Origin of the sequence: Nocardia pseudovaccinii (genome assembly GCF_050942345.1) — a bacterium.
Lineage (GTDB): Bacteria > Actinomycetota > Actinomycetes > Mycobacteriales > Mycobacteriaceae > Nocardia > Nocardia pseudovaccinii.
The window spans coordinates 3,428,760-3,447,878 of the sequence record NZ_CP192074.1 but is presented as its reverse complement, the minus strand read 5'-3'; the positions used below and the strand labels follow the sequence as shown (position 1 = coordinate 3,447,878).

The window sequence follows — 19,119 nt, the reverse complement described above, 5'->3', positions numbered from 1 at the left end:
GACCGATGCTGGATTTCACGATCGAACCCGAGTTCCAGGCCAAGCTGGACTGGGCCGCGGAGTTCGTGCGCAAGGAGGTCGAGCCGCTCGACCTGCTGTTCCCGCACGGCGGCGACCCGTACGACACCGGTAACGAGAAGGCCCGTGCGATCCTGCGGCCGTTGCAGGAGCAGGTCCGGGCGCAGGGCCTGTGGGCCTGTCACCTCGGGCCCGAATTGGGCGGGCCGGGCTACGGTCAGGTCAAGCTCGCCTACCTCAACGAGATCCTCGGCCGGTCCTATTGGGCGCCAACGGTTTTCGGCACCGCCGCACCCGACACCGGCAATGCGGAGATCCTGGCCATGTTCGGCACCGAGGAGCAGAAGGCCCGCTACCTGCAGCCACTGCTCGACGGCGAGATCGTCTCCACCTTCTCGATGACCGAACCGCAGGCGGGCGCCGATCCGAAAGAGTTCGTCTGCCGCGCATGGCGCGACGGGGACGAATGGGTGATCGACGGTGAGAAGTGGTTCTCCTCCAACGCCCGGTACGCGTCGTTCCTCATCGTCATGGCCGTCACCGATCCGGACGCGCCGCCGCACGCCCGGATGTCGATGCTGATCGTGCCCGCCGAGACGCCCGGCATCGAGATCAAGCGCAATGTCGGCACCATGGACGAACGCGACTCCCTCGACGAGGGCATCCACGGCTACATCCGCTACCACCAGGTCCGGGTCCCGCTCGACGCCATGCTCGGCGCACCCGGCGAGGGTTTCAAGGTCGCCCAGGCCCGCCTCGGCGGCGGCCGCGTCCACCACGCCATGCGCACCGTTGGCAAATGCACCCGTGCCTTCGACATGATGTGCGAGCGCGCGATCTCCCGCCGCACCCAAGGCACCCTGCTCGCCGATAAGCAAGCCGTCCAGCAGTTCATCGCGGACTCCTGGATCGAATTGCAGCAGTACCGATTGCTGGTGCTCAACACCGCCTGGATCATCGACACCCAGCCGCACGGCGCCGCCCGCACGCAGATCGCGATGTGCAAGGTCGCCATGGCCAAGGTGCTGCACGACATCATCCAGCGCGCGCTGCACTTGCACGGCTCGCTCGGCACCACCAATGAACTGCCACTGGCGAAGTGGTGGATGGCCGCCCCGAATCTCGCCTTGGCCGATGGCCCGACCGAGGTGCACCGCACCACGGTCGCCAAGCAGATGTTGAAGAAATACCGGCCCGCCGAGGGCCTGTTCCCCAGCGAGCACATTCCGCCGAAGCTCGAGGATGCGCGAAAGCGCTACGCGCACATCATCAATGACGACAGCCTCAGCGGCGGGGTGAACGCATGACGGCGCAGCTTTTCGATCTGACCGGCAAGGTCGCGCTGGTCACCGGCGGCAGCCGGGGCCTCGGCCTGGAAATGGTGCGCGCCTTCGCCGCCGCGGGCGCGGACGTGGTGATCACCAGCCGCAAGCTCGACGCCTGTGAGGTCGCCGCCAAGGAGGTTCGCGAACTGGGCAGGCGTGCCCTGCCGTTCGCCGCGCACGTCGGCCACTGGGACGACCTCGGCCGACTCACCGACGCGGCCTACGAGGAGTTCGGCAAGGTCGACATCCTGGTCAACAATGCGGGTATGTCGCCGCTGGCACCGTCTTCGGAGGAGACCAGCGAAGAGCTGTTCGACAAGGTGATCGGGGTCAATTTCAAGGGCCCGTTCCGGCTCGCGGCGCTGATCGGGCGGCGGATGGCCGACGGCGACGGCGGCTCGATCATCAATATCTCCTCCTCGGGGGCACTGCTGCCGCAACCACGATTCGGCCCTTACGCCGGAGCGAAGGCCGCCCTGAATGTGCTGACCACCGTCTTCGCTCAGGAGTACGGGCCGAAGGTGCGGGTCAACACCATCTCGGCGGGGCCGTTCCTCACCGATATCTCCAAAGCCTGGGCGGAGGAGAAGCGACACATCACCCGCAGTGCGCTCGGCAGGCCGGGTAAGCCGGAGGAGATCATCAGCACCGCGCTGTACCTCGCCAGCGACGCCTCCAGCTACACCACCGACGCACTGATCCGGGTGGACGGCGGGTTGTACTGAGGGCTGGCCCGATTGCCGAAAAGCGCAATTGGCATTCTCAGTGGAGAATAATGTCGATCTTGGACCGAAAGGCGATCTCATGCCATTGACCGAAATAGATGCGCACACCGCGCTGGTCGTCGTCGACCTGCAGGATGCGGTGGTAGCGCTGCCGACCGTGCACTCCGCGAAGTCGATTGTCGAGCAGTCGATCCGGCTGGCCGACGCGTTCCGGGAACGCAACCTCCCGGTCGTGATCGTGACGGCGGCCGGTGTCGCGCCCGGTCGCACCGAGGCGAGCCGTGCTCGCGCGGCGGGCGGACAGTCCAGCTCGGCGGCCGCGAGTTCGGCGGCCGAGGCCGTCGCGCTGCTGTCCGAGTTGGGGCCGCGACCGGGTGACCACACCGTGGTCAAACGGGTCTGGGGCGCGTTCCACGATCCCACGCTCGCGGGGTGGCTGCGCGAGCGCGAGGTCACCCAGGTCGTCGTGACCGGGATCGCCACCAGCATGGGCGTCGAATCGACCGCGCGCGGTGCGCACGAATACGGCTTCAACGTCACCATCGCCACCGATGCGGTAACCGATCTGGATCAGGAAGATCACGACTACGCGCTGCGCAAGGTGTTCCCCAAAATCGCGGAAACCGGTACCACCGACGAGATACTCGCCCTATTGGACAGGTCGACGATCAACGCATGAACCTCGCCGAGACCGCGGCCTGGACCAAACTCCGGACGCATGAGCACAACCTGCGCGAAATCCGGCTGCGCGATCTGTTCGATCAGGAGCCCGGCCGCGGACCGGCGATGACCATCGAGCACAGTGGCCTGGTATTGGACTACTCCAAGAACCTGCTCACCGCCGAAACCCTCGACCTGCTTGTCGAATTGGCCGATGAGCGCGAACTCGGGACCGGTATCCGCGCCATGTTCACCGGCGAGCCGATCAACACCACCGAATCGCGTCCCGCACTGCACACCGCGCTGCGCGCACCCGCCGCGCGCAGCATCGAGGTCGGCGGACGCAATGTCGTCACCGACGTACGGACCGTGCTGGACCGGATGAGCGCATTCGCCAAGCGGGTGCGCTCCGGGCAGTGGCGCGGTGCGACCGGTGCGCCGATCCGCGCGGTGGTCAATATCGGCATCGGCGGGTCCGATCTCGGGCCCGCCATGGCCTACCAGGCCTTGCGCGAATTCGCCTCCGAGACATTGGATATCCGGTTCGTCGCCAATATCGACGGCCACGACATCACCCGCACCCTGCACCACCTCGATCCGGCCACCACCCTGTTCGTGGTGTCGTCGAAAACCTTCACCACGATCGAGACCCTGACCAATGCCCGCACGGCCCGCGAATGGCTACTGGCCGCGTTCGACGACCCGACCGCTATCGCCCGGCATTTCGTCGCGGTATCGACCAATGCCCGTGAGGTCGCCGCGTTCGGTATCGACCCGGCCAATATGTTCGAGTTCTGGGACTGGGTCGGCGGCCGGTATTCGCTGCATTCGGCGATCGGTCTATCGCTCATGCTCGCCATCGGCCCGGACAACTTCCGCGGCATGCTCGCCGGAGCGCATTCGATCGATGAGCACTTCCGCACCGCCCCACCGCGACAGAACATTCCGATCCTGCTCGGGCTCATCGGGATCTGGTACCGCAACTTCTGGCACGCCCATACCCACGCCGTTCTCCCCTATGATCAGCGGCTGTCTCGACTGCCCGCCTACCTGCAACAGCTCGATATGGAGAGCAACGGCAAATCCGTCGACCGCCAAGGCCTTCCGCTCGGCTACGACACCGCGCCGATCGTATGGGGCGAACCGGGTACCAACGGCCAGCACGCCTTCTATCAACTACTGCACCAGGGCACGACGACCGTGCCCGCGGACTTCATCGGAGTGCTGCACCCGCGGCACGATCTGACCGAGCACCACGACCTGCTCATGGCCAACCTGTTCGCACAGACCGAAGCCCTGGCCTTCGGCAGTGTCGATGACGCGGGTCCACTGCAAGGCCATCGTGACTTCCCGGGAAACCGGCCGAGCAACACCCTTCTGCTACGCCACCTGACGCCGTACACGCTCGGCCAACTCATCGCTGTCTATGAGCACAAGATCTTCACCCAGGGCTGGATCTGGGGCATCAATTCCTTCGATCAATGGGGCGTCGAACTCGGAAAGGTCCTCGCCACAAAGATTTACGTCGAGCTCACCACGGATCAGTCGGGTGCACACGACAGCTCGACCACGGCGCTCGTCAATCGGTACCGGCACGCTCGAAAGTAGTCGACGGATCCACCCGTGCCGGCAGCGATCGCCGCTGCGTCCGTCGCAGAGCCGACGGTATCACGGCGAGGGCGGCGCTGGCAGATGCCATCGCGACACGGAATGCGCTGTCGCCGATAATGTTTCGGGGCACCGACTCGCAGTGCGAACGCGGCAGCCGCGATGCCATTCGAATCGACGTTCCGATGGTGCGCATCACCGCGTTCGAGCTGGCGCGCCCGATCCATGTCGCCCCCGTCTACATCGGCATCAGCCCAGCAATTCCATTGCCTCGTCAAGCAACACCGGTAATGCGGGCAGCATGCGTTGGTGCATGTCGTTCCACTGGCCGGACTTGCGGCCGCGTTTGATCAGCAATGCGGTCGCGGCGGACTCCTTGTATTTGGTCAGCGCCTCGAACCAGGGCAGGTCACGCAGTGCGGCGCCGCGCGCCTCCTGGTAGGCGTCGACCAGTTCCGCCTTGCCCGGCATGCCGGTCGGCTCATCGGATACCGATGCTGGATGCGCGGCATCGTCGGTGAAGAAGGTCAGCCAGCTGACATCGATCCGAGGGTCCCCGAGGGACCAGATCTCCCAGTCGATGATCGAGGTGATGTGGCCTGCTTCGCACAGTGTGTTGCCGAGCCGGTAGTCACCGTGGGTGAAGACCGGTGTCAAGGGGGCGGGCACGGTGGCGTGCAGGCGGTCCGCGACCTTCTCGTAGCCGGTGCGCAGATCGTCCGATACGGTGGTGAAAGCCCTTGTCCAGCGGTCGATCTCAGCGCCGAGGGAAACCACCGGCTCGGTCGCGAGCGCGGTGTGCTCCGGTTTTACTCGATGCAGATCGGCGAGCATTCCGGCCGCGTCGAAGGCTCGGGTCCGAACCTGGTCGGCGGGCACGGTGCCGCGCGGGACGAGCACTGGTTCGACGCAGGTGCCGGGCACCAGGTCCATGGCGACGAACGGCGGGACCGTCGGCGGTGCGCCCGCATCGTGGAACAGGACCTTCGGCACCCGCACCCCGGGTCGATCCGCCAGCGCTTCCATGACTCGGGCCTGGCGCAGGACATCTCGGTTGCGGACCGGCGCCAGACCGGGCGGCGCCACCTTCAGCACGACGCGCTCGTATCCGGCTGGGGCACCAGATAATCCGGCCACATACGTCAGGCTCGAGGTTCCGCCGGTGAGTGGTTCGACACCCACTACGGTCGCGCCGGGTGCCCAGTCGCGGACCGCGACAGCGGTGCGCGCGGTCAGCTCCTGCACCAACTCCGAACTATTCGCGACAACGCTCATGCTCACTCACCCTTGTCATTTCGTCGGTACGATCGGCGAACCATATGTGCCGGTCCGAGTTTCAGCGCCACTGCTCGCGACGATGTCGATACGCCACCTGCAATGCTCTGGGCGAGAAGGCATTTCGCGACCGGTACGGTGGCGATCAGATCGCAGGTGCCCTCCGAAGGGATGCGCATTCTGGTCATCTCGGCGATACCTTCGACCGATCGTTTCCGCACTGCTCAGTCCGGAACCGCGGCAAGCGCTACCCTCACGACTCATGCACCCGATCGCCCTGCACGCGCAACGCCTTGGCGGTCTGCGCCCGCTGCTCTCCGGTGAAGAATCCGTGGTGCCGTTCGCTTTCCACCGCGATGTAGTCCGCCAGCTCGGTGCGTTCGGCCAGCAGGAAATTCGCCTTCAGGGTCCGCAGGGCGGCGGGCCTGCGCGCCGCGAGTTCGCGCACCAGATCGGCGACCTCGTGGTCGAATTCGTCATCGGGAAACACCCGGGAGACGAATCCGATGGCACGGACCTCGTCCGCGGTCAGCTTGCGCGGCAGGAAGCACAGGTCCCGCGCCGACGCCGCACCGAGTGCCCGCGACAATGTCCACGGCAGGCCGAGTTCACCGGACACACCGGCCTGCAGGAACGCCGTCGCGAATCGGGCACGGGCCGCGGCGACGCGCAGGTCGCACGCCGCGGCCCAGGCGAATCCCGGGCCCGCGCAGGCTCCGTTCACCGCGGCGAGAGTCAACTGCGGCATCTCGTGCAGCAGGGTCGCCGACTGGTACACCTCGGGCGGCGGCAGCGCGGCCGACCCGCCCGCCCCGGCGCGGTGCAGATCCGCACCGGGACAGAACGTCGCGCCGTTTCCGGTCAGCACCACCACGGCGAGTGCATCGTCGCGGCTCAATTCGGTCAGCACGGAATGCATCTCGACGAGAAGCTCTGGAATCACCGTGTTGCGCGCGTCCGGCCGATCGAAGCGCACCCATGCGACGGGCCCCTCGATCGTGACGTCGAGGGTGCTCACCCTGCGGTCGGCTGACGATCGGCCGTCAGCGCCGCGACGATATCCCGGCGCACCAGCTTGCCGGTCGCGGTGCGCGGCAGTTCCGGCCAGTAGGTGATGCGATCGGGAGTCTTGGAGCCGCGCAATGTCTTTCGCACCTCCGCGCGCAGTTGTTCGGCATCGACATCCACCCCGCCGCGAGGAACGACGACGGCCTCGATCCGCTGCCCCCACTCCTCGTCGACCACACCGACGACGACCGCGTCGAGCACATCCGGATGCCGCAGCAGGACGTCCTCGATCTCGGCGGGCGCGATATTCTCCGCGCCGCGGATGATGGTGTCGTCGACCCGGCCCTCGATGTAGAGATAGCCGTCGGCATCCATGCGGCCGTGGTCACGGGTATTGAAGAAACCCCGTTCGTCGACCGAGGCACCGTGCCCGGCGTATTCACCGGAGACCTGTTCGCCACGCACCCAGATCTGGCCCGGCTCCCCCGCCGCGGCGAGACCACCGGATTCGGCACGCACCTCGAGCTCGATACCGGGCACCGGCCGACCGGCCGAGCCGATGCGAGCGCGCACCGCGGGATCCTCGCTGGCGACGGCCGCGCGATGCTCCTCGGGCCCGAGCACCGAGATCGTGGACGAGGTCTCGGTCAACCCGTAGGCATTGACGAAATCGACATGCGGCCACTCCCGCAGCGCGGTCTCGATCACCCGCACCGGCATCTTGGCGCCGCCGTAGGCGAGCGAACGCAATGACGGGACCGAGCGGTCGAGCCCGTCGCCGTCGATGATGCGGGCGAGCATGGTCGGAACGACCATCGCATTCGAAATCCGCTGCTCGCGTACGAGTTCGAGCCACTGCTGCGGTGTGAACTGTTCGAGAGTGAGCACCCGACGCCCGGCATACAGGTTCGTCAAAACGTTGGATACGGCCGCGATGTGGTACGGCGGCACACTCATCAGCGCGGCCTCGTCGGCGTCCGCACCCGCGAATTCCACCGTGCCGAGCACATACGACACCAAGTTGTGGTGCCGCAGGACCACACCCTTCGGCGCGGAGGTCGTGCCGCTGGTGTAGATCAACACCGCTGGTGTTTCGGGAGCGGCCGGAATCTCGTCACCATCGTCGACACCGGCATCCGCCGCGGTGGCCAACCACTCTTGCGGGTTCCGTACCGACAGCCCCGCCCGGCGCAATGCCTCGGCCTGTTCGGGATCGGCGATACCGAGTGCGCGTGGATGATTCGCCAATAACGCGTCCAGTTGCTCCGCGCCGAGGCGGTAGTTCACCGGTACCAGCGGCACACCCGCCTGGGCCGCCGCGAACAGCGCGACCGGGAAGGCCCGACCGTTGACGGCGAGGTACACGATCGCGTCGGCTCCGGCCGCACGGACCACCCGCGCACCACCGGCGGCCAACTCGCGCAGCCGCACCGGCGTGAATCCATCGGCCGTCCGCCCGACCACGATTCGGTCGCCGAAACCGTCGGCGGCCATATCCAACAGCATCGCTACGTTCATCGATGCGCTCTCAGTCCGAGGCCGGCAGCGGCTTGGCGTTCTTGAGCGGCAACGCGACTCCGTTCACCGCCAGCGTGCCCTGACCCGCCTTGGTGCAGAGCAGTTCCACACCGAGTTCCTCATCGGCGTAGCGCTTGCCGAGCTGCGAACCACCGAGTTGTTCGGGATCGGCGGTGCCGACGGGAATGCCGCCGGGACCCTTCGGATCGACCATCGCCGCCCCGCCACAGGTGATCTCCAGATCGGCCTGTGGAGCGCGCACGACGATGACCGTCGTCGTGTCGACCGTGCTGGCGAGCGTCTGCCCCACGCGTGGCTTCATCGCAACTTCCTCCGTGGATCTCGTCGTGCCATCTCGCCCCGACCGCCGTCGTCACGAACACATCCGGACGACCGAGACCAGAGAAGAGTATACGACTTATCTAGAATCTGCAGCAGCCCAAGGGTCGGGCCGCGCGGCACTATTGCTTGTCTACCACATATTAAGCGGTTCGAATCGGACCACGACCAGCGCAGAGTCACATGTCGTCGGTAGAACAATTTGTTACACTCTAATACGGCCGCTCTCCGGAGGGCCGCGTTCAGCCGACCCACGAACATCGGAGTTTCCGGATGGAGCTGAAAACCGTCCTGTTCGACGTGACCGACCACGTCGCGACGATCACCCTGAACCGACCGGAAGCCATGAACAGCTTCAACCAGGAGATGCTCGAGGACTTCGACCGCATCTGGCAGCGAGTGAAATTCGATGACGATATCCATGTCGTCGTGCTGCGCGGTGCGGGCGACCGGGCGTTCTGCACCGGCATGGACGTCAAACAGGGTTTCGACCGGCAGTCCAATATCTGGTCGCAGACCGATCCCGGCGAGAAGTTGTCGCCGAAGCTCAACCAGGTGTGGAAACCGCTGGTCTGCGCGGTGCACGGAATGGCGGCCGGTGGCGCGTTCTACTGGCTGAACGAGGCCGACATCATCATCTGCGCGCAGGACGCGACCTTCTTCGACCCGCATGTCAGCTATGGGCTGACCGCCGCGCTGGAACCGATCGGGCTCGCGCGCCGCATTCCGCTGGGTGAGACATTGCGCATCGCGCTGCTCGGCCTGGACGAGCGTCTGTCCCCCGAGCGCGCCATGCAGATCGGCCTGGTCAGCGAGATTCTGCCGCGCGATCAGCTCTGGGATCGCGCCGACGAGATCGCCCGCATCATCGCCGCCAAGCCACCGGCCGCGATCCAGGGCACGGTCCGGGCGATCTGGGAGTCGCTCGACGCCACCCGCTCCCAGGCACTGCGGACCGGCCTGTCCTACACCCATATCGGCAACCCCATCGGCAAGGCCGAAGTCGACCGTGCCGCGGTGCCCCGCAGCAAATGGACGCTGCGCTGACGCGCATCCACCACCGATCAGACTGTCCAAGAGGAGAATTCGATGAAGTTCGGTATGCCGTGGCCCGGCCGCGACGTCGGGAGGGAGGCCGAGCAGGCCGGTGTGGAAGCCTTCTGCACCGGTGACTTCGTCGACCACGACGCCTACCTCACCGTCGCCGAGATCGTGGCAAATACCGAACGCGCACTGGTCGGTCCGGCCATCGCCTACGCCTTCGCCCGCACCCCGTACGCACACGCCACCGCCATGCGGCAGCTGCACGCGCAGGCACCCGGTCGACTGTTCCTCGGCCTCGGCACCGCCGCCTTCCGGATCAACCGCGACTGGTTCGGCGTCCCCGCCGATCGCCCGGTCGACCGAATCGCCGAGACCATCGATGTGGTGCGCGCCTGGCTGCACGCGGAAAACGGCGAGAAGATCCAGTACTCCGGTGAGTTCTATTCGATAGACGCCGATGTCCGGGCCCCGGTACTCGGCCGCCTCGATATCCCGGTACTGCTCGCGGGATTCAACAGCCGGATGGCCGCCACCGCGGGCCGGGTCGGCGACGGCGTGATCGGCCACGGCCTGTTCACCCGCACCTGGTGGAATGACATCGTGCGCCCGGCGGTCGACCGCGGGGCGGCGGGCAGCGGTCGGCGCCCGCTCGAACACGGCTGGATCATCACCGCCATCGACGACAACGCACCGGAACGCGCCATCGCCGACGCCCGCCGCATGATCGCCTTCTACCTCACCGTCAAGACCTACGACCCCTATGTCGCCCATCACGGTTGGGAAAGCCCTGTCGCGCAACTGCGCTCGGCATTCCGCGCGGGCGATACCGACGGCATGGTCAAGGCGGTCACCGACGAGATGCTCGCCGAGATCGCGCTCTGCGGGACCACCGCCGACGCCCGTGCGGCCCTCGCGCGCCGCGCCGACGCCCTGCCCCGCGATGTCGGCTATTTCGCCCCGCCCTCGTATCTGGTGAGTCCCAAACGTCGTGCGGCATATGCCCATTCCAGCCTCGCCCTGATCGGCACCACACCCTGAGCAAGGGCGGCCGCGCTTGCGCGCGGCCGCCCTCGACTCGATCAGTGCGTCAATACCGGAGCCTGCGCATCCTGCGCGACAGGTGCGGGCAGTTGCTCGATCTTGCGGGGCAGCAGCACGGCGAGCAGCGCGCCGATGGCGCAGGCCACCGCGCCTATCAGGAACGCGACTTGGAATCCCCTATCCGTGTACAGCACCGCACCATGGGTCATTTCGAGCGGAATCGGCGCGATATAGGAGTTGTTCAGCACGGTGAACGCGAGCACCGGCAAAACCGCCGCGACGACACTCTGCGCGGCATTCGCAATACTCGCCGTGCTGGCTTGCAGCTGCGGCGGAACCGCCTCGATCAACAGATTCGGAACCGATGCGTAGCCCAGCCCCATACCGGTGCCCGCCATACCCGCGAACACGAGCAGCAGCGCCTTGTCGTCATGCTTTGCCGCGATGAGCACGAAAGCGAGCGCGAACAGCAGCAGGCCGACGATCATCAGCAACCGCGGCCGAACCTTGCGGCTGACCAGAATGCCGACCACCACACCGCCGACCACGACCATGCCGCCGATCGGCGCCTGGAAGATCGCGAATCCCTTTGCGCTGACACCGAATCCGTAGCCCAGTCCGACGGCGGCGGGCGTCATCACCATCATCGGCAGCAGAATGGTGATGAGCGCACTGCAGCCGTAGCACATGGCGGAACCGATGGAGATCAGCAGCACCGGCCGCCTGCGCAGTACATCCAGATCGAGCAGCGGGTCGCGCACGATCCCGGCCGAAACCAGCCAGCCCACCACCAGCACAGCGCCGCCGACGAGGTAGGCGAGCGTCGAACCGGTCGTCCAGCCCCAGGAGGGACCGAAGCTGAGTGCGACGAGTATGCCCGCGATGCCGGAACCGAGCAGCAGCGCACCGGCGAAGTCGATCCCCGACCGTACCCGCACGGTGGATTCGTCGGTGGTGAGTGCGACCAGGGTGCCGAACACCGCGAGCCCGATCACGAACAACCAGAAGATGCTGCGGAAACCATAGTCGTCGAGCAGCCAGCCGGTGATGAACGGCGCCGGTATCGCGATGAGTCCCAAACCACTGGTGGTAACGCTGACCGCGAGCGCGACCGTCTTCTTCGGGAACACGTCCCGGATCAGCGAGTAGGCCAGGAAGACACACGGCGTGAGCACCCCCATCAACGCCCGGCCGGCGATCAGCACCGCGTAGCTGGTAGCGACCGCGGAGAGCAGCGAGCCGAGCACCGAGACGGCGACACAGGCCAGCAATATTTTCCGCTTGCCGTACATATCGGCCAGCTTGCCCAGCAGTGGACCTGTCACGGCCCCGACCAGCAGGAATGCCGTCAGCAGCCAGGCGCCCTGGGTCGTCTGGAAATGCACGGAGATTTCCGGCGCCGCCATCGCGACCATCATGTAGCTGAGGGTGAGTATCTCGAGCGTCAGCACGATCGAGGCCAGGGAAAGCACCAGCCGCGGCGTCCATGTCTGTGCAGCATCCGGCGTCGGTGCGACATCGGGCGATTCGTCGAATTGCATTGCAGGGCTCATCGATCGAGTCCTTTCGGGGGCTGCCACGGAGCTCTCGTTTCCGACTCGCACCGAGCAATCGAGCCGTGGCTTTGGTTTGGTGATCGCATTCGCCCTGCTCGGAGTGGGGCGAAGACGTACGCGACAGCACACCCCCTGTGGGGCGGGTCACACAATCGACCTTTCCACTCAGCGGCAATTGGACAAACGACTCAGCCAGTTCGGCTATTCAGTACACTTTTAAGGCGTGGTGTGCGGGCAGCGCCGCAGGTGAGCCTGCCCAGACGACCGACGCAGATCCGGCAATCAGGAGACCGAACATGACCACGGCGTACTCGTTCTCGACGCAGCTCTACATCGACGGGCACCGCACCGACGGCGAATCGGGCGAGCTCATCAATGTGCGCAATCCCGCGACGGAGGAGACGATCGCCTACGTTCCGCAGGCCTCGATCCTGGACGTGCGTCGCGCCGTCACGGCCGCGCGCAAGGCATTCGACGAAGGTCCATGGCCGCGGATGAAGCCCGCCGAGCGGGCCGCGGTGCTGCTGCGCATGGCCGAGGAGATGGAGCGCCGCCTGCCCGAGCTCGTCGCGGTCAATATGGCCGAGGCGGGCTCGGTCCGCTCGTTGGCCGAGACGCTGCAGACCCGGGTGCCGGTGGCCCATCTGCGCGATATGGCCGAGCGCGTCATGCCGGCCTTCGCGTGGGAACGCCCGATGGAACCCACGATCGCCGCGGGTATCGGCATCTCCCAGGGACAGATCCGGCGCGAGGGCTTCGGGGTCTGCGCGCTGATCGCGGCCTATAACTTCCCGTTCTTCCTCAGCATGATGAAGGTGATCCCCGCCTTGGCCGCGGGTTGCACCGCCGTGTTGAAGCCCGCGCCGACCACTCCGCTGGAGTCCCTGTTGATCGGTGACTTCGCCGACGCCGCCGGTCTTCCGCCGGGCGTACTGAACATCGTCACCGGCGATATCGACGCGGGCCAGGAACTGACCACCAATCCCATGGTGGACCTGGTCAGCTTCACCGGATCGGACACCGTCGGACGAATGGTGTATGCGCAGGCCGCGAGCTCGATCAAGAAGGTCGTACTCGAACTCGGTGGCAAGTCCGCGAATATCGTCCGCGCCGATGCCGACCTCGACGGGGCGGTCCGGTCCGCACTCATGGGCATCACGGCGCACGCGGGCCAGGGCTGCTCGATCCTGACCCGCACGATCGTGCACGAATCCGTCCACGACGAACTCGTCGCGCGGCTGCGCGTCGCCCTCGCCGGTGTCCGGGTCGGCGATCCGGCACACGAATCCACCACGATGGGTCCGTTGATCACCGCGGCGCAGCGGGAAAAGGTCGAGAAGCTGATCCGCGTCGGCGAGGAGGAGGGCGCGCGGATCGTCGCCGGTGGCGGACGCCCGGCGGGCCTCGACAAAGGCTACTTCGTGGAGCCGACCCTCTTCGTCGATGTCGACAATTCGATGACGATCGCGCAGACGGAGTTCTTCGGACCGGTCGGCGTCGTCATCCCGTTCCGCACCGACGACGAAGCGGTGCGGATCGCGAACGACAGCCCCTACGGTTTGGCTGGCGCCGTCTGGAGTGCCGACACCGTGGCCGCCTACGACATCGCGACCAGAGTTCGCACAGGCGGCATAGCGATCAACGCCAGCAGTGGAGGGGTCAACCCACGCCTGCCGTTCGGCGGATACAAGCAGAGCGGAATCGGCCGGGAGTGGGGCGAATTCGGCCTCGACGAATTCCTGCAGACCAAGGCCATCAGCTGGGCCGCGCGCTGAACGACCGGGCTCGAATGGCCGCGTGCCTGTTACGCTCCGCCGTGAAGTCACTGGTGTAGGGGGCGAGGACACGAAAGAACCCGGCATGAATGCAGACGTAGCCGCAGCGGTCGGCGAATTGTTGCCGACGCTGGCCGAACGGGCGGCGCGGGTCGACGAGACCGGTGAGATACCCGCGGAGACGATGACCGATTTGATCGGTACGGGCATCTTCCGGCTGCTGCGACCGAAATCGCAAGGCGGGCTGGAGGCCGATCCGCTGGACTTCTACGATGCGGTCCGCGCGGTCGCCACCGCCTGCGGCTCGACCGGATGGGTGACGTCGGTACTCGGCCTGGCCCCTTGGCATGTGGCACTTTTCGACGAGCGCGCGCAACGTGATGTGTGGTCGCACGATCCGGACGCATTGATCTGTTCGTCCTACGCACCGGTCGGCAGATTCGTTCCGGTCGCCGGAGGTTACGAAGTCTCGGGCCATTGGCGATTCGCCAGCGGATGCGCGCACTCGTCGTGGGCTCTGCTCGGGGGCACCATCGTGGCCGAGAACGGCCAGCCGGTGGACATGGTCAGCGGCCTGGTGCCCTGTGCCGACTATCGGATGTCGAAGGTGTGGGATGCGGCCGGACTGCGCGGCGCGGGCAGCGATGATCTGTACGCTGAGCGGATTTTCGTCCCGGAGCACCGCGTGACGCGGTTCTACGACATCGCACTGCTACAGAGCCCGGGACACAAGACGAATCCCGGCCCGCTCTACCGGATGCCGTACGGCACCATGTACACCTACGCGAACAGCTCACCGATGGTCGGCATGGCACAGGGTTGCCTCGACGTCTTTCTGTCGCGAATGCGAGACAGTAACCGGCTCAGTTTCGGTGGCGGCAGTATCACCGCCGACCAGCCGACCGCCGCGGCGCGCGCCAGCGCGGAAATCGACGCGGCCGTCCTGCAGATGAGCCGGAGCCTGCGCGAGTTGTACGAATGCGTCTGTGAGCGACAGGACATTCCGCTCGAGCTGCGGTTGCGCGCTCGTCGTGATCAGGCCTGTGGTGCCGAACGCGCGTTGACATCGATCGATCTGGTGTTCGCGGCCACCGGCGGGATGCTGCTGCGCCGTCGCAATGCGATCGAGCGGGCCTGGCGCGACGCACATATCGCGGGCATTCACGCGTCCAACGATGTCGGCACGGCGCTGACGCTGTACGGGCGCGGCACTTTCGGCTTGCCGGTCGACGACATGTTGGTCTGAGCCCGGACCCGGGTCACCACCAGCCGACGAGACGATCCATCAGCAGCGTCGCGCTGGCGAGATAGTCGCCGTATCCGCCGCGGAAGAAGAGCAGTGGCGTCCGCACCGACTCGATATTCAGATCGCTGACCCGGCCGACGACCAGATAGTGGTCACCGATCTCGACGACCTGCACGAGCGTGCAGTCGACCCACGCAACGATGCCGTCCAGCACCGGATTGCCGAGCGGTGAGGGCGCCCAGGCCACCCCGTCGAACCGGTCCGCGTCCCGGGCCGACAACCGGCGTGAGGTCGGTTCCTGGTTGCCCGCGAGCGCATTGGCGCAGAATCGGCCCGCCTCCTGGATCATCGACAGCGTCGACGAAGTCCGGCTCACCAGGAAAGACACCAATGGCGGCTCGAGCGAAACCGAGGTGAAGGTGCCGACGATCAGCCCGTGCGGACGCCCGTCCGGTGCCGTGGTGGTAATCGCGACAACGCTCGTCGGAAAATGACCGAGCACATCGCGGAAGCGCCTGGCGCCCATCGACACCGGATCCGGAAGCGGACTCATAGGGGTCCTCACCTCTCTTGCGGGGGGATCGAGCCGATGGCCGACTGGAACGCAAGTTTGGTCAGGAAACGGGGTGGACCTGTGGCGCTTTCCGCTCAGCGGAAAACGGCCTGCCTGCGCGCGGGGAGCTCAGAACCACTCGCCGCGCTCGCCCAGAGCGAGGATTCGTCCGACGGTCTCGGTGAGTGCCGGGCTCTGCGGTTCATCCGGCACGAGGACGGTTTCGAAGCGCGCCGAATGTTTGCGCGCGGTGTCACCCATCAGCTTTTCCGATATCGCGTGCGCGGTATTGGCGACCAGGGGTGCCAGCCGCTCGAGGGGTGCTCGCACGTCGCCGACGAGTGAGATTCCGCCGACCGGTCCCTTGGGACCGCGGACCGCCGCACCGACACAGGCGATGTGCTGGAAGCATTCGCCGCGTTCGAAGGCCAGGCCACGGCGTGCACGAATGCGAATCAGCTCCTGGTGCAGGACCTCGAGATCGCCGATGCTGTGCGCGGTCCGCTTGGCGAGTACATCGCGGTACAGATCGTCGATCTGTTCCGGCGACAGCCACGCCAGCATGCTCTTTCCGACGGCCGTGCAGTGCGCGGGCACCCGGCCACCGACGACCGACGGCACCTGGACCGCGGCCTTGCCTCCGAACTTGTCCAGGTAGTACGCCTCGGCACCGTCCAGCACGGCCAGGTGCACCACCATTTCCGTGCGCACCGACAGGTTGTGCAGGAGCGGGAACGCCGCTGTCCGCAACGCACCGTGCCCTTCTTCCCGGCCACCGAACCCGAGCGCTCGCTGACCGAGGCCGTAGTCGCGACCGTTGCGCTCGAGCCAACGCAGCCGAACCAGCTGTTCCAGGATGCGATGGGTGGTCGAGCGCGGCAGGTTGGTGCGTCCGGCGACATCCTCGAGCGAGAGCCGGATCTGCGGGCCACCGAACGAATCCATGATCAGTGTCATCCGCTCCACCATCGACGGTGGCGACTCTTGCCGTTCGGAGGTGGCGACCGCGTTGTCATTCACCACTGAGGCCATTGGCCAGCCTCCTTCTTGGAGCTTGAACCTCAGCGCGAGTGTAGCGAAAGAGGACCCCTCTAAGGTGGCGATATCGGAATTAAGTTCCCTCTTTAGGGGCAATATCGCCGATATCGATCGGACCACCGCAGGCCGCGCCGAGCAGGCCCGAGTAATCGACGCCTGAATCGGTCAATGCGGCTCGGCAGGCGGCGACATCCTTGCGCAGAAAGGGTGCGACCGCGGCGGCGAAGGATTCGGATCCGCCGCGGTCGGCGATATAGCGCCCGGCCGTCGTACCGCCGCTGCTGATCGCGAGCGCTTCGAGCATTACACCTTCGTCTATCCCAACCCCGCGGCCCAATGCCAGACCTTGCAGGGTGAGCTGTGAGACCGCGGCGAACAGCAGGTTGTTGATCAACTTCACCCGCAGCGCCGAACCCCGCCCACCGGTTTCGATGACGGTTCCGGCATAGCAATCGACGACCCTGCGCGCGATCGAGACGTCTTCGGGTGTGCCACCGAGAAAGACCGCCAACTCGCCAGCGCGCACCGCCTCCGGTGTGCCGCTGAATGTCGCGTCCACGACCGCGGCTCGTCCGGTCGGCGCGAACCGGTCCAGACTGTGCAGCACCTCCGGCGTCCCGGTGGTGTGCGACAGCAGGACCGTGCCCTCGGCCATCGCTTCGACGACTTCGGGCAGCAGCGTGGATATCTGGTCGTCGCCGAACAGGCAGCTGACGACGACATCCGCGGCCGCGATATCTCGGATCCGATCGACGGGCTCCGCGCCGAGTGCAGCCAGCCGGTCCCGTACCTCCGGCCGCCGCGCGTACAGCCGGACCCGGTGCCCGGCCGCCAGTAGTCGCTCCACCATGGCCGCGCCGATACGTCCCGCGCCGATGAATCCGATCGTCAGAGCGGTCATGATCGGTTCCGTCGCTCCCGCATGAGTTCGAGCAGTTCCATCCGACTCACCTTGCTCGATGGCGTGCGCGGCAGCTGGTCCAGAACCACGATGTGCACCGGAACCTCGTACGGCAGCAGGTGCGCACGACAGAGCGCGACGAGTTCGTCGCTGTCGGGAGGGATCAGTCCCGGTTCGATTTCGATCGCGGCGACGGGCACATGTCCGAGCCGAGCGTCGGGCAGTCCGGCCACCGCGGCCTCGCGCACCGCCACGTGCGACTCCAGCACCCGCTTGACGGTCTCCGGCTGGACCTTGAAGCCACCGCGGATGATGGCGTCGTCGGCACGTCCGTCGATCCAGAGGAAGCCGTCGACATCGATCCGCGCCAGATCGCTGGTCTGGACCCACTCTCCGGCGCCTTCCGCGGTCTGCGCGGTGCGGACCTCGAGCCGTCCGGTCGTCCAGCCGCCGAGCTCGACGCCGTCCTCGCCGGTCACCCGCAACTCGACGCCCGGGAAGGCACGACCGGCGCTGCCTGCCTTCAGGTCCCACCACTGTTCGTGCAGCGCCAGCGTCCAACCGGCCACTGCGCCCGCGAATTCGGTTGCCCCATAGGTCATGAGCACCGGGATGCCATATGTGCGAAAGAAGGAGTCCGCCAACTCTTTCGGACACGGCGCGGTCCCGGACGTGACGACCTGCAGGCTCGCGAGTCGGTCCCGCGACACTCCGGAGTCGAGTACGGCCCGCAGCGCGGCGGGCACCAGGCTCACGGCCCGCAACCTGTGCCGCTCCACAGCGCTGACCCATGGTTCCAAGACGAACTTGGGCATGAGAATCATCCGCCGACCCATGGCCAGGCACGCCAATGCCCGCCACAGGCCGCCGATATGCACGAGCGGCGCGTTCACGAGCACCGCGGACCGGGACAGCAACCGGTCTCCCCGTGCCGTCTGCCCACCGGAGGCCAGTGCCTGATCCAGCTGCTCGGTGCGCAGATGCACCCGCTTGGGCACACCGGTCGTCCCGGAGGTGAGCATTTCCACGACGGTGCCCGGATTGGCCACGGCGCAGGCACGGACCTGGCCGCCCACTCGCCGCACCGAGCCGTCGTCCCGCAGTTCCAGGGCGATACCGGCCGCCGTGGCGGCATCGAGCACGCCGTCACGGGCGAGCAGCTCGGATCCGCACACGACCGCGGGCAGATCACACGCGATGATGTCGGCGGCCAGCCGCGGCGCCGGTTGCAGCGGAGCGAGCAGCACGACGCATCGACCGGACGCGATCAGCACGGCGACCACCGCCACATGTTCAGGCCGGTTCTCCAGCACCACACCGACTCGGGATCCCACACCTAGACCGGCCGATTCCAGCGCATCGACAAGCGAGCGCGCAGTCGCCTGGATCCGACCCCAGGTCCACCAGATCTCCTCGTGCTCGATCGCTTCGGCGTCGGCCGGAGCCTCGGCGAGCAGCCGGGTCAGCTGGTCGCGAATTCCCACGTGGT

17 protein-coding genes are annotated in these 19,119 nt (G+C 66.5%); 8 read left to right on the top strand and 9 right to left on the bottom strand.

Going from position 1 to position 19,119, the window contains the following annotated elements; translation table 11 throughout:
* The first annotated feature begins 5 nt into the window (after positions 1 to 5).
* From ACQPZ2_RS15400 to pgi, 4 genes are all read left to right on the top strand, one after another.
* Positions 6 to 1,325, top strand: a complete 1,320-nt coding sequence (locus ACQPZ2_RS15400) for an acyl-CoA dehydrogenase family protein (protein WP_433526171.1) — start codon at positions 6 to 8, stop codon at positions 1,323 to 1,325.
* Positions 1,322 to 2,068, top strand: coding sequence for an SDR family NAD(P)-dependent oxidoreductase (locus ACQPZ2_RS15395; protein WP_433526170.1), 747 nt, complete (start codon positions 1,322 to 1,324; stop codon positions 2,066 to 2,068). Before ACQPZ2_RS15400 ends, ACQPZ2_RS15395 begins: the two co-directional genes overlap by 4 nt.
* Positions 2,069 to 2,147: 79 nt before the next feature.
* Positions 2,148 to 2,747 carry a cysteine hydrolase family protein gene (locus ACQPZ2_RS15390; protein WP_433526169.1) on the top strand — a complete coding sequence of 200 codons (600 nt, stop codon included), beginning with the start codon at positions 2,148 to 2,150 and terminating at the stop codon, positions 2,745 to 2,747.
* Complete coding sequence (pgi, locus tag ACQPZ2_RS15385) at positions 2,744 to 4,336, top strand: glucose-6-phosphate isomerase (protein WP_433526168.1); 1,593 nt, start codon at positions 2,744 to 2,746, stop codon at positions 4,334 to 4,336. Before ACQPZ2_RS15390 ends, pgi begins: the two co-directional genes overlap by 4 nt.
* Before the next feature lie 249 nt (positions 4,337 to 4,585).
* Here the strand turns inward: pgi and ACQPZ2_RS15380 are convergent, their stop codons facing one another.
* From ACQPZ2_RS15380 to ACQPZ2_RS15365, 4 genes are all read right to left on the bottom strand, one after another.
* Complete coding sequence (locus tag ACQPZ2_RS15380) at positions 4,586 to 5,611, bottom strand: phosphotransferase family protein (RefSeq protein WP_433526167.1); 1,026 nt, start codon at positions 5,609 to 5,611, stop codon at positions 4,586 to 4,588.
* A 253-nt stretch (positions 5,612 to 5,864) separates the two neighbouring features.
* Entirely contained in the window at positions 5,865 to 6,629 is a 765-nt protein-coding gene (locus ACQPZ2_RS15375) for an enoyl-CoA hydratase/isomerase family protein (protein ID WP_433526166.1), read from the bottom strand.
* Positions 6,626 to 8,137, bottom strand: a complete 1,512-nt coding sequence (locus tag ACQPZ2_RS15370; RefSeq protein ID WP_433526165.1) for a class I adenylate-forming enzyme family protein — start codon at positions 8,135 to 8,137, stop codon at positions 6,626 to 6,628. The genes ACQPZ2_RS15375 and ACQPZ2_RS15370 overlap by 4 nt, the downstream gene beginning before the upstream one ends.
* 10 nt (positions 8,138 to 8,147) lie before the next feature.
* On the bottom strand, positions 8,148 to 8,459 hold the full coding sequence (locus ACQPZ2_RS15365) for a hypothetical protein (protein ID WP_433526164.1): 312 nt from the start codon (positions 8,457 to 8,459) through the stop codon (positions 8,148 to 8,150).
* A gap of 290 nt (positions 8,460 to 8,749) precedes the next feature.
* Between ACQPZ2_RS15365 and ACQPZ2_RS15360 the strand changes: the two genes are divergently transcribed.
* Complete coding sequence (locus ACQPZ2_RS15360) at positions 8,750 to 9,523, top strand: enoyl-CoA hydratase/isomerase family protein (protein WP_433526163.1); 774 nt, start codon at positions 8,750 to 8,752, stop codon at positions 9,521 to 9,523.
* 42 nt (positions 9,524 to 9,565) lie between these two features.
* Positions 9,566 to 10,558, top strand: coding sequence for an LLM class flavin-dependent oxidoreductase (locus ACQPZ2_RS15355; RefSeq protein ID WP_433526162.1), 993 nt, complete (start codon positions 9,566 to 9,568; stop codon positions 10,556 to 10,558).
* 41 nt (positions 10,559 to 10,599) lie between these two features.
* On the opposite strand, the gene ACQPZ2_RS15350 is transcribed toward ACQPZ2_RS15355, so the two are convergent.
* Positions 10,600 to 12,114 (bottom strand): MFS transporter, encoded by a 1,515-nt coding sequence (locus ACQPZ2_RS15350; protein WP_433526161.1) that lies wholly within the window; start codon positions 12,112 to 12,114, stop codon positions 10,600 to 10,602.
* Between the two features lie 299 nt (positions 12,115 to 12,413).
* Between ACQPZ2_RS15350 and ACQPZ2_RS15345 the strand changes: the two genes are divergently transcribed.
* Together ACQPZ2_RS15345 and hsaA are read left to right on the top strand one after the other, a co-directional pair.
* Positions 12,414 to 13,892, top strand: coding sequence for an aldehyde dehydrogenase family protein (locus ACQPZ2_RS15345; protein ID WP_433526160.1), 1,479 nt, complete (start codon positions 12,414 to 12,416; stop codon positions 13,890 to 13,892).
* 85 nt (positions 13,893 to 13,977) lie between these two features.
* Positions 13,978 to 15,138 (top strand): 3-hydroxy-9,10-secoandrosta-1,3,5(10)-triene-9,17-dione monooxygenase oxygenase subunit, encoded by a 1,161-nt coding sequence (hsaA, locus tag ACQPZ2_RS15340; RefSeq protein WP_433526159.1) that lies wholly within the window; start codon positions 13,978 to 13,980, stop codon positions 15,136 to 15,138.
* Positions 15,139 to 15,151: 13 nt separating this feature from the next.
* Here the strand turns inward: hsaA and ACQPZ2_RS15335 are convergent, their stop codons facing one another.
* From ACQPZ2_RS15335 to ACQPZ2_RS15320, 4 genes are all read right to left on the bottom strand, one after another.
* Positions 15,152 to 15,691 (bottom strand): flavin reductase family protein, encoded by a 540-nt coding sequence (locus ACQPZ2_RS15335; RefSeq protein ID WP_433526158.1) that lies wholly within the window; start codon positions 15,689 to 15,691, stop codon positions 15,152 to 15,154.
* A gap of 129 nt (positions 15,692 to 15,820) precedes the next feature.
* Positions 15,821 to 16,723: an IclR family transcriptional regulator gene (locus ACQPZ2_RS15330; protein ID WP_433526157.1), complete on the bottom strand. Its 903-nt coding sequence runs from the start codon at positions 16,721 to 16,723 to the stop codon at positions 15,821 to 15,823.
* A 79-nt stretch (positions 16,724 to 16,802) separates the two neighbouring features.
* Positions 16,803 to 17,630: an NAD(P)-dependent oxidoreductase gene (locus ACQPZ2_RS15325; protein ID WP_433526156.1), complete on the bottom strand. Its 828-nt coding sequence runs from the start codon at positions 17,628 to 17,630 to the stop codon at positions 16,803 to 16,805.
* Positions 17,627 to 19,114: a class I adenylate-forming enzyme family protein gene (locus tag ACQPZ2_RS15320; RefSeq protein WP_433526155.1), complete on the bottom strand. Its 1,488-nt coding sequence runs from the start codon at positions 19,112 to 19,114 to the stop codon at positions 17,627 to 17,629. Before ACQPZ2_RS15320 ends, ACQPZ2_RS15325 begins: the two co-directional genes overlap by 4 nt.
* Between the last annotated feature and the right edge of the window lie 5 nt (positions 19,115 to 19,119).

Bases quoted from the DNA above. Each gene is read 5' to 3' on its own strand.
- ACQPZ2_RS15380 (WP_433526167.1), bottom strand. From the start codon at position 5,611: ATGAGCGTTGTCGCGAATAGTTCGGAGTTGGTGCAGGAGCTGACCGCG.
- ACQPZ2_RS15400 (WP_433526171.1), top strand. From the start codon at position 6: ATGCTGGATTTCACGATCGAACCCGAGTTCCAGGCCAAGCTGGACTGG.
- ACQPZ2_RS15345 (WP_433526160.1), top strand. From the start codon at position 12,414: ATGACCACGGCGTACTCGTTCTCGACGCAGCTCTACATCGACGGGCAC.
- ACQPZ2_RS15390 (WP_433526169.1), top strand. From the start codon at position 2,148: ATGCCATTGACCGAAATAGATGCGCACACCGCGCTGGTCGTCGTCGAC.
- hsaA (WP_433526159.1), top strand. From the start codon at position 13,978: ATGAATGCAGACGTAGCCGCAGCGGTCGGCGAATTGTTGCCGACGCTG.
- ACQPZ2_RS15395 (WP_433526170.1), top strand. From the start codon at position 1,322: ATGACGGCGCAGCTTTTCGATCTGACCGGCAAGGTCGCGCTGGTCACC.
- ACQPZ2_RS15335 (WP_433526158.1), bottom strand. From the start codon at position 15,691: ATGAGTCCGCTTCCGGATCCGGTGTCGATGGGCGCCAGGCGCTTCCGC.
- ACQPZ2_RS15325 (WP_433526156.1), bottom strand. From the start codon at position 17,630: ATGACCGCTCTGACGATCGGATTCATCGGCGCGGGACGTATCGGCGCG.
- ACQPZ2_RS15360 (WP_433526163.1), top strand. From the start codon at position 8,750: ATGGAGCTGAAAACCGTCCTGTTCGACGTGACCGACCACGTCGCGACG.
- ACQPZ2_RS15330 (WP_433526157.1), bottom strand. From the start codon at position 16,723: ATGGCCTCAGTGGTGAATGACAACGCGGTCGCCACCTCCGAACGGCAA.
- ACQPZ2_RS15365 (WP_433526164.1), bottom strand. From the start codon at position 8,459: ATGAAGCCACGCGTGGGGCAGACGCTCGCCAGCACGGTCGACACGACG.
- pgi (WP_433526168.1), top strand. From the start codon at position 2,744: ATGAACCTCGCCGAGACCGCGGCCTGGACCAAACTCCGGACGCATGAG.
- ACQPZ2_RS15370 (WP_433526165.1), bottom strand. From the start codon at position 8,137: ATGAACGTAGCGATGCTGTTGGATATGGCCGCCGACGGTTTCGGCGAC.
- ACQPZ2_RS15355 (WP_433526162.1), top strand. From the start codon at position 9,566: ATGAAGTTCGGTATGCCGTGGCCCGGCCGCGACGTCGGGAGGGAGGCC.
- ACQPZ2_RS15350 (WP_433526161.1), bottom strand. From the start codon at position 12,114: ATGAGCCCTGCAATGCAATTCGACGAATCGCCCGATGTCGCACCGACG.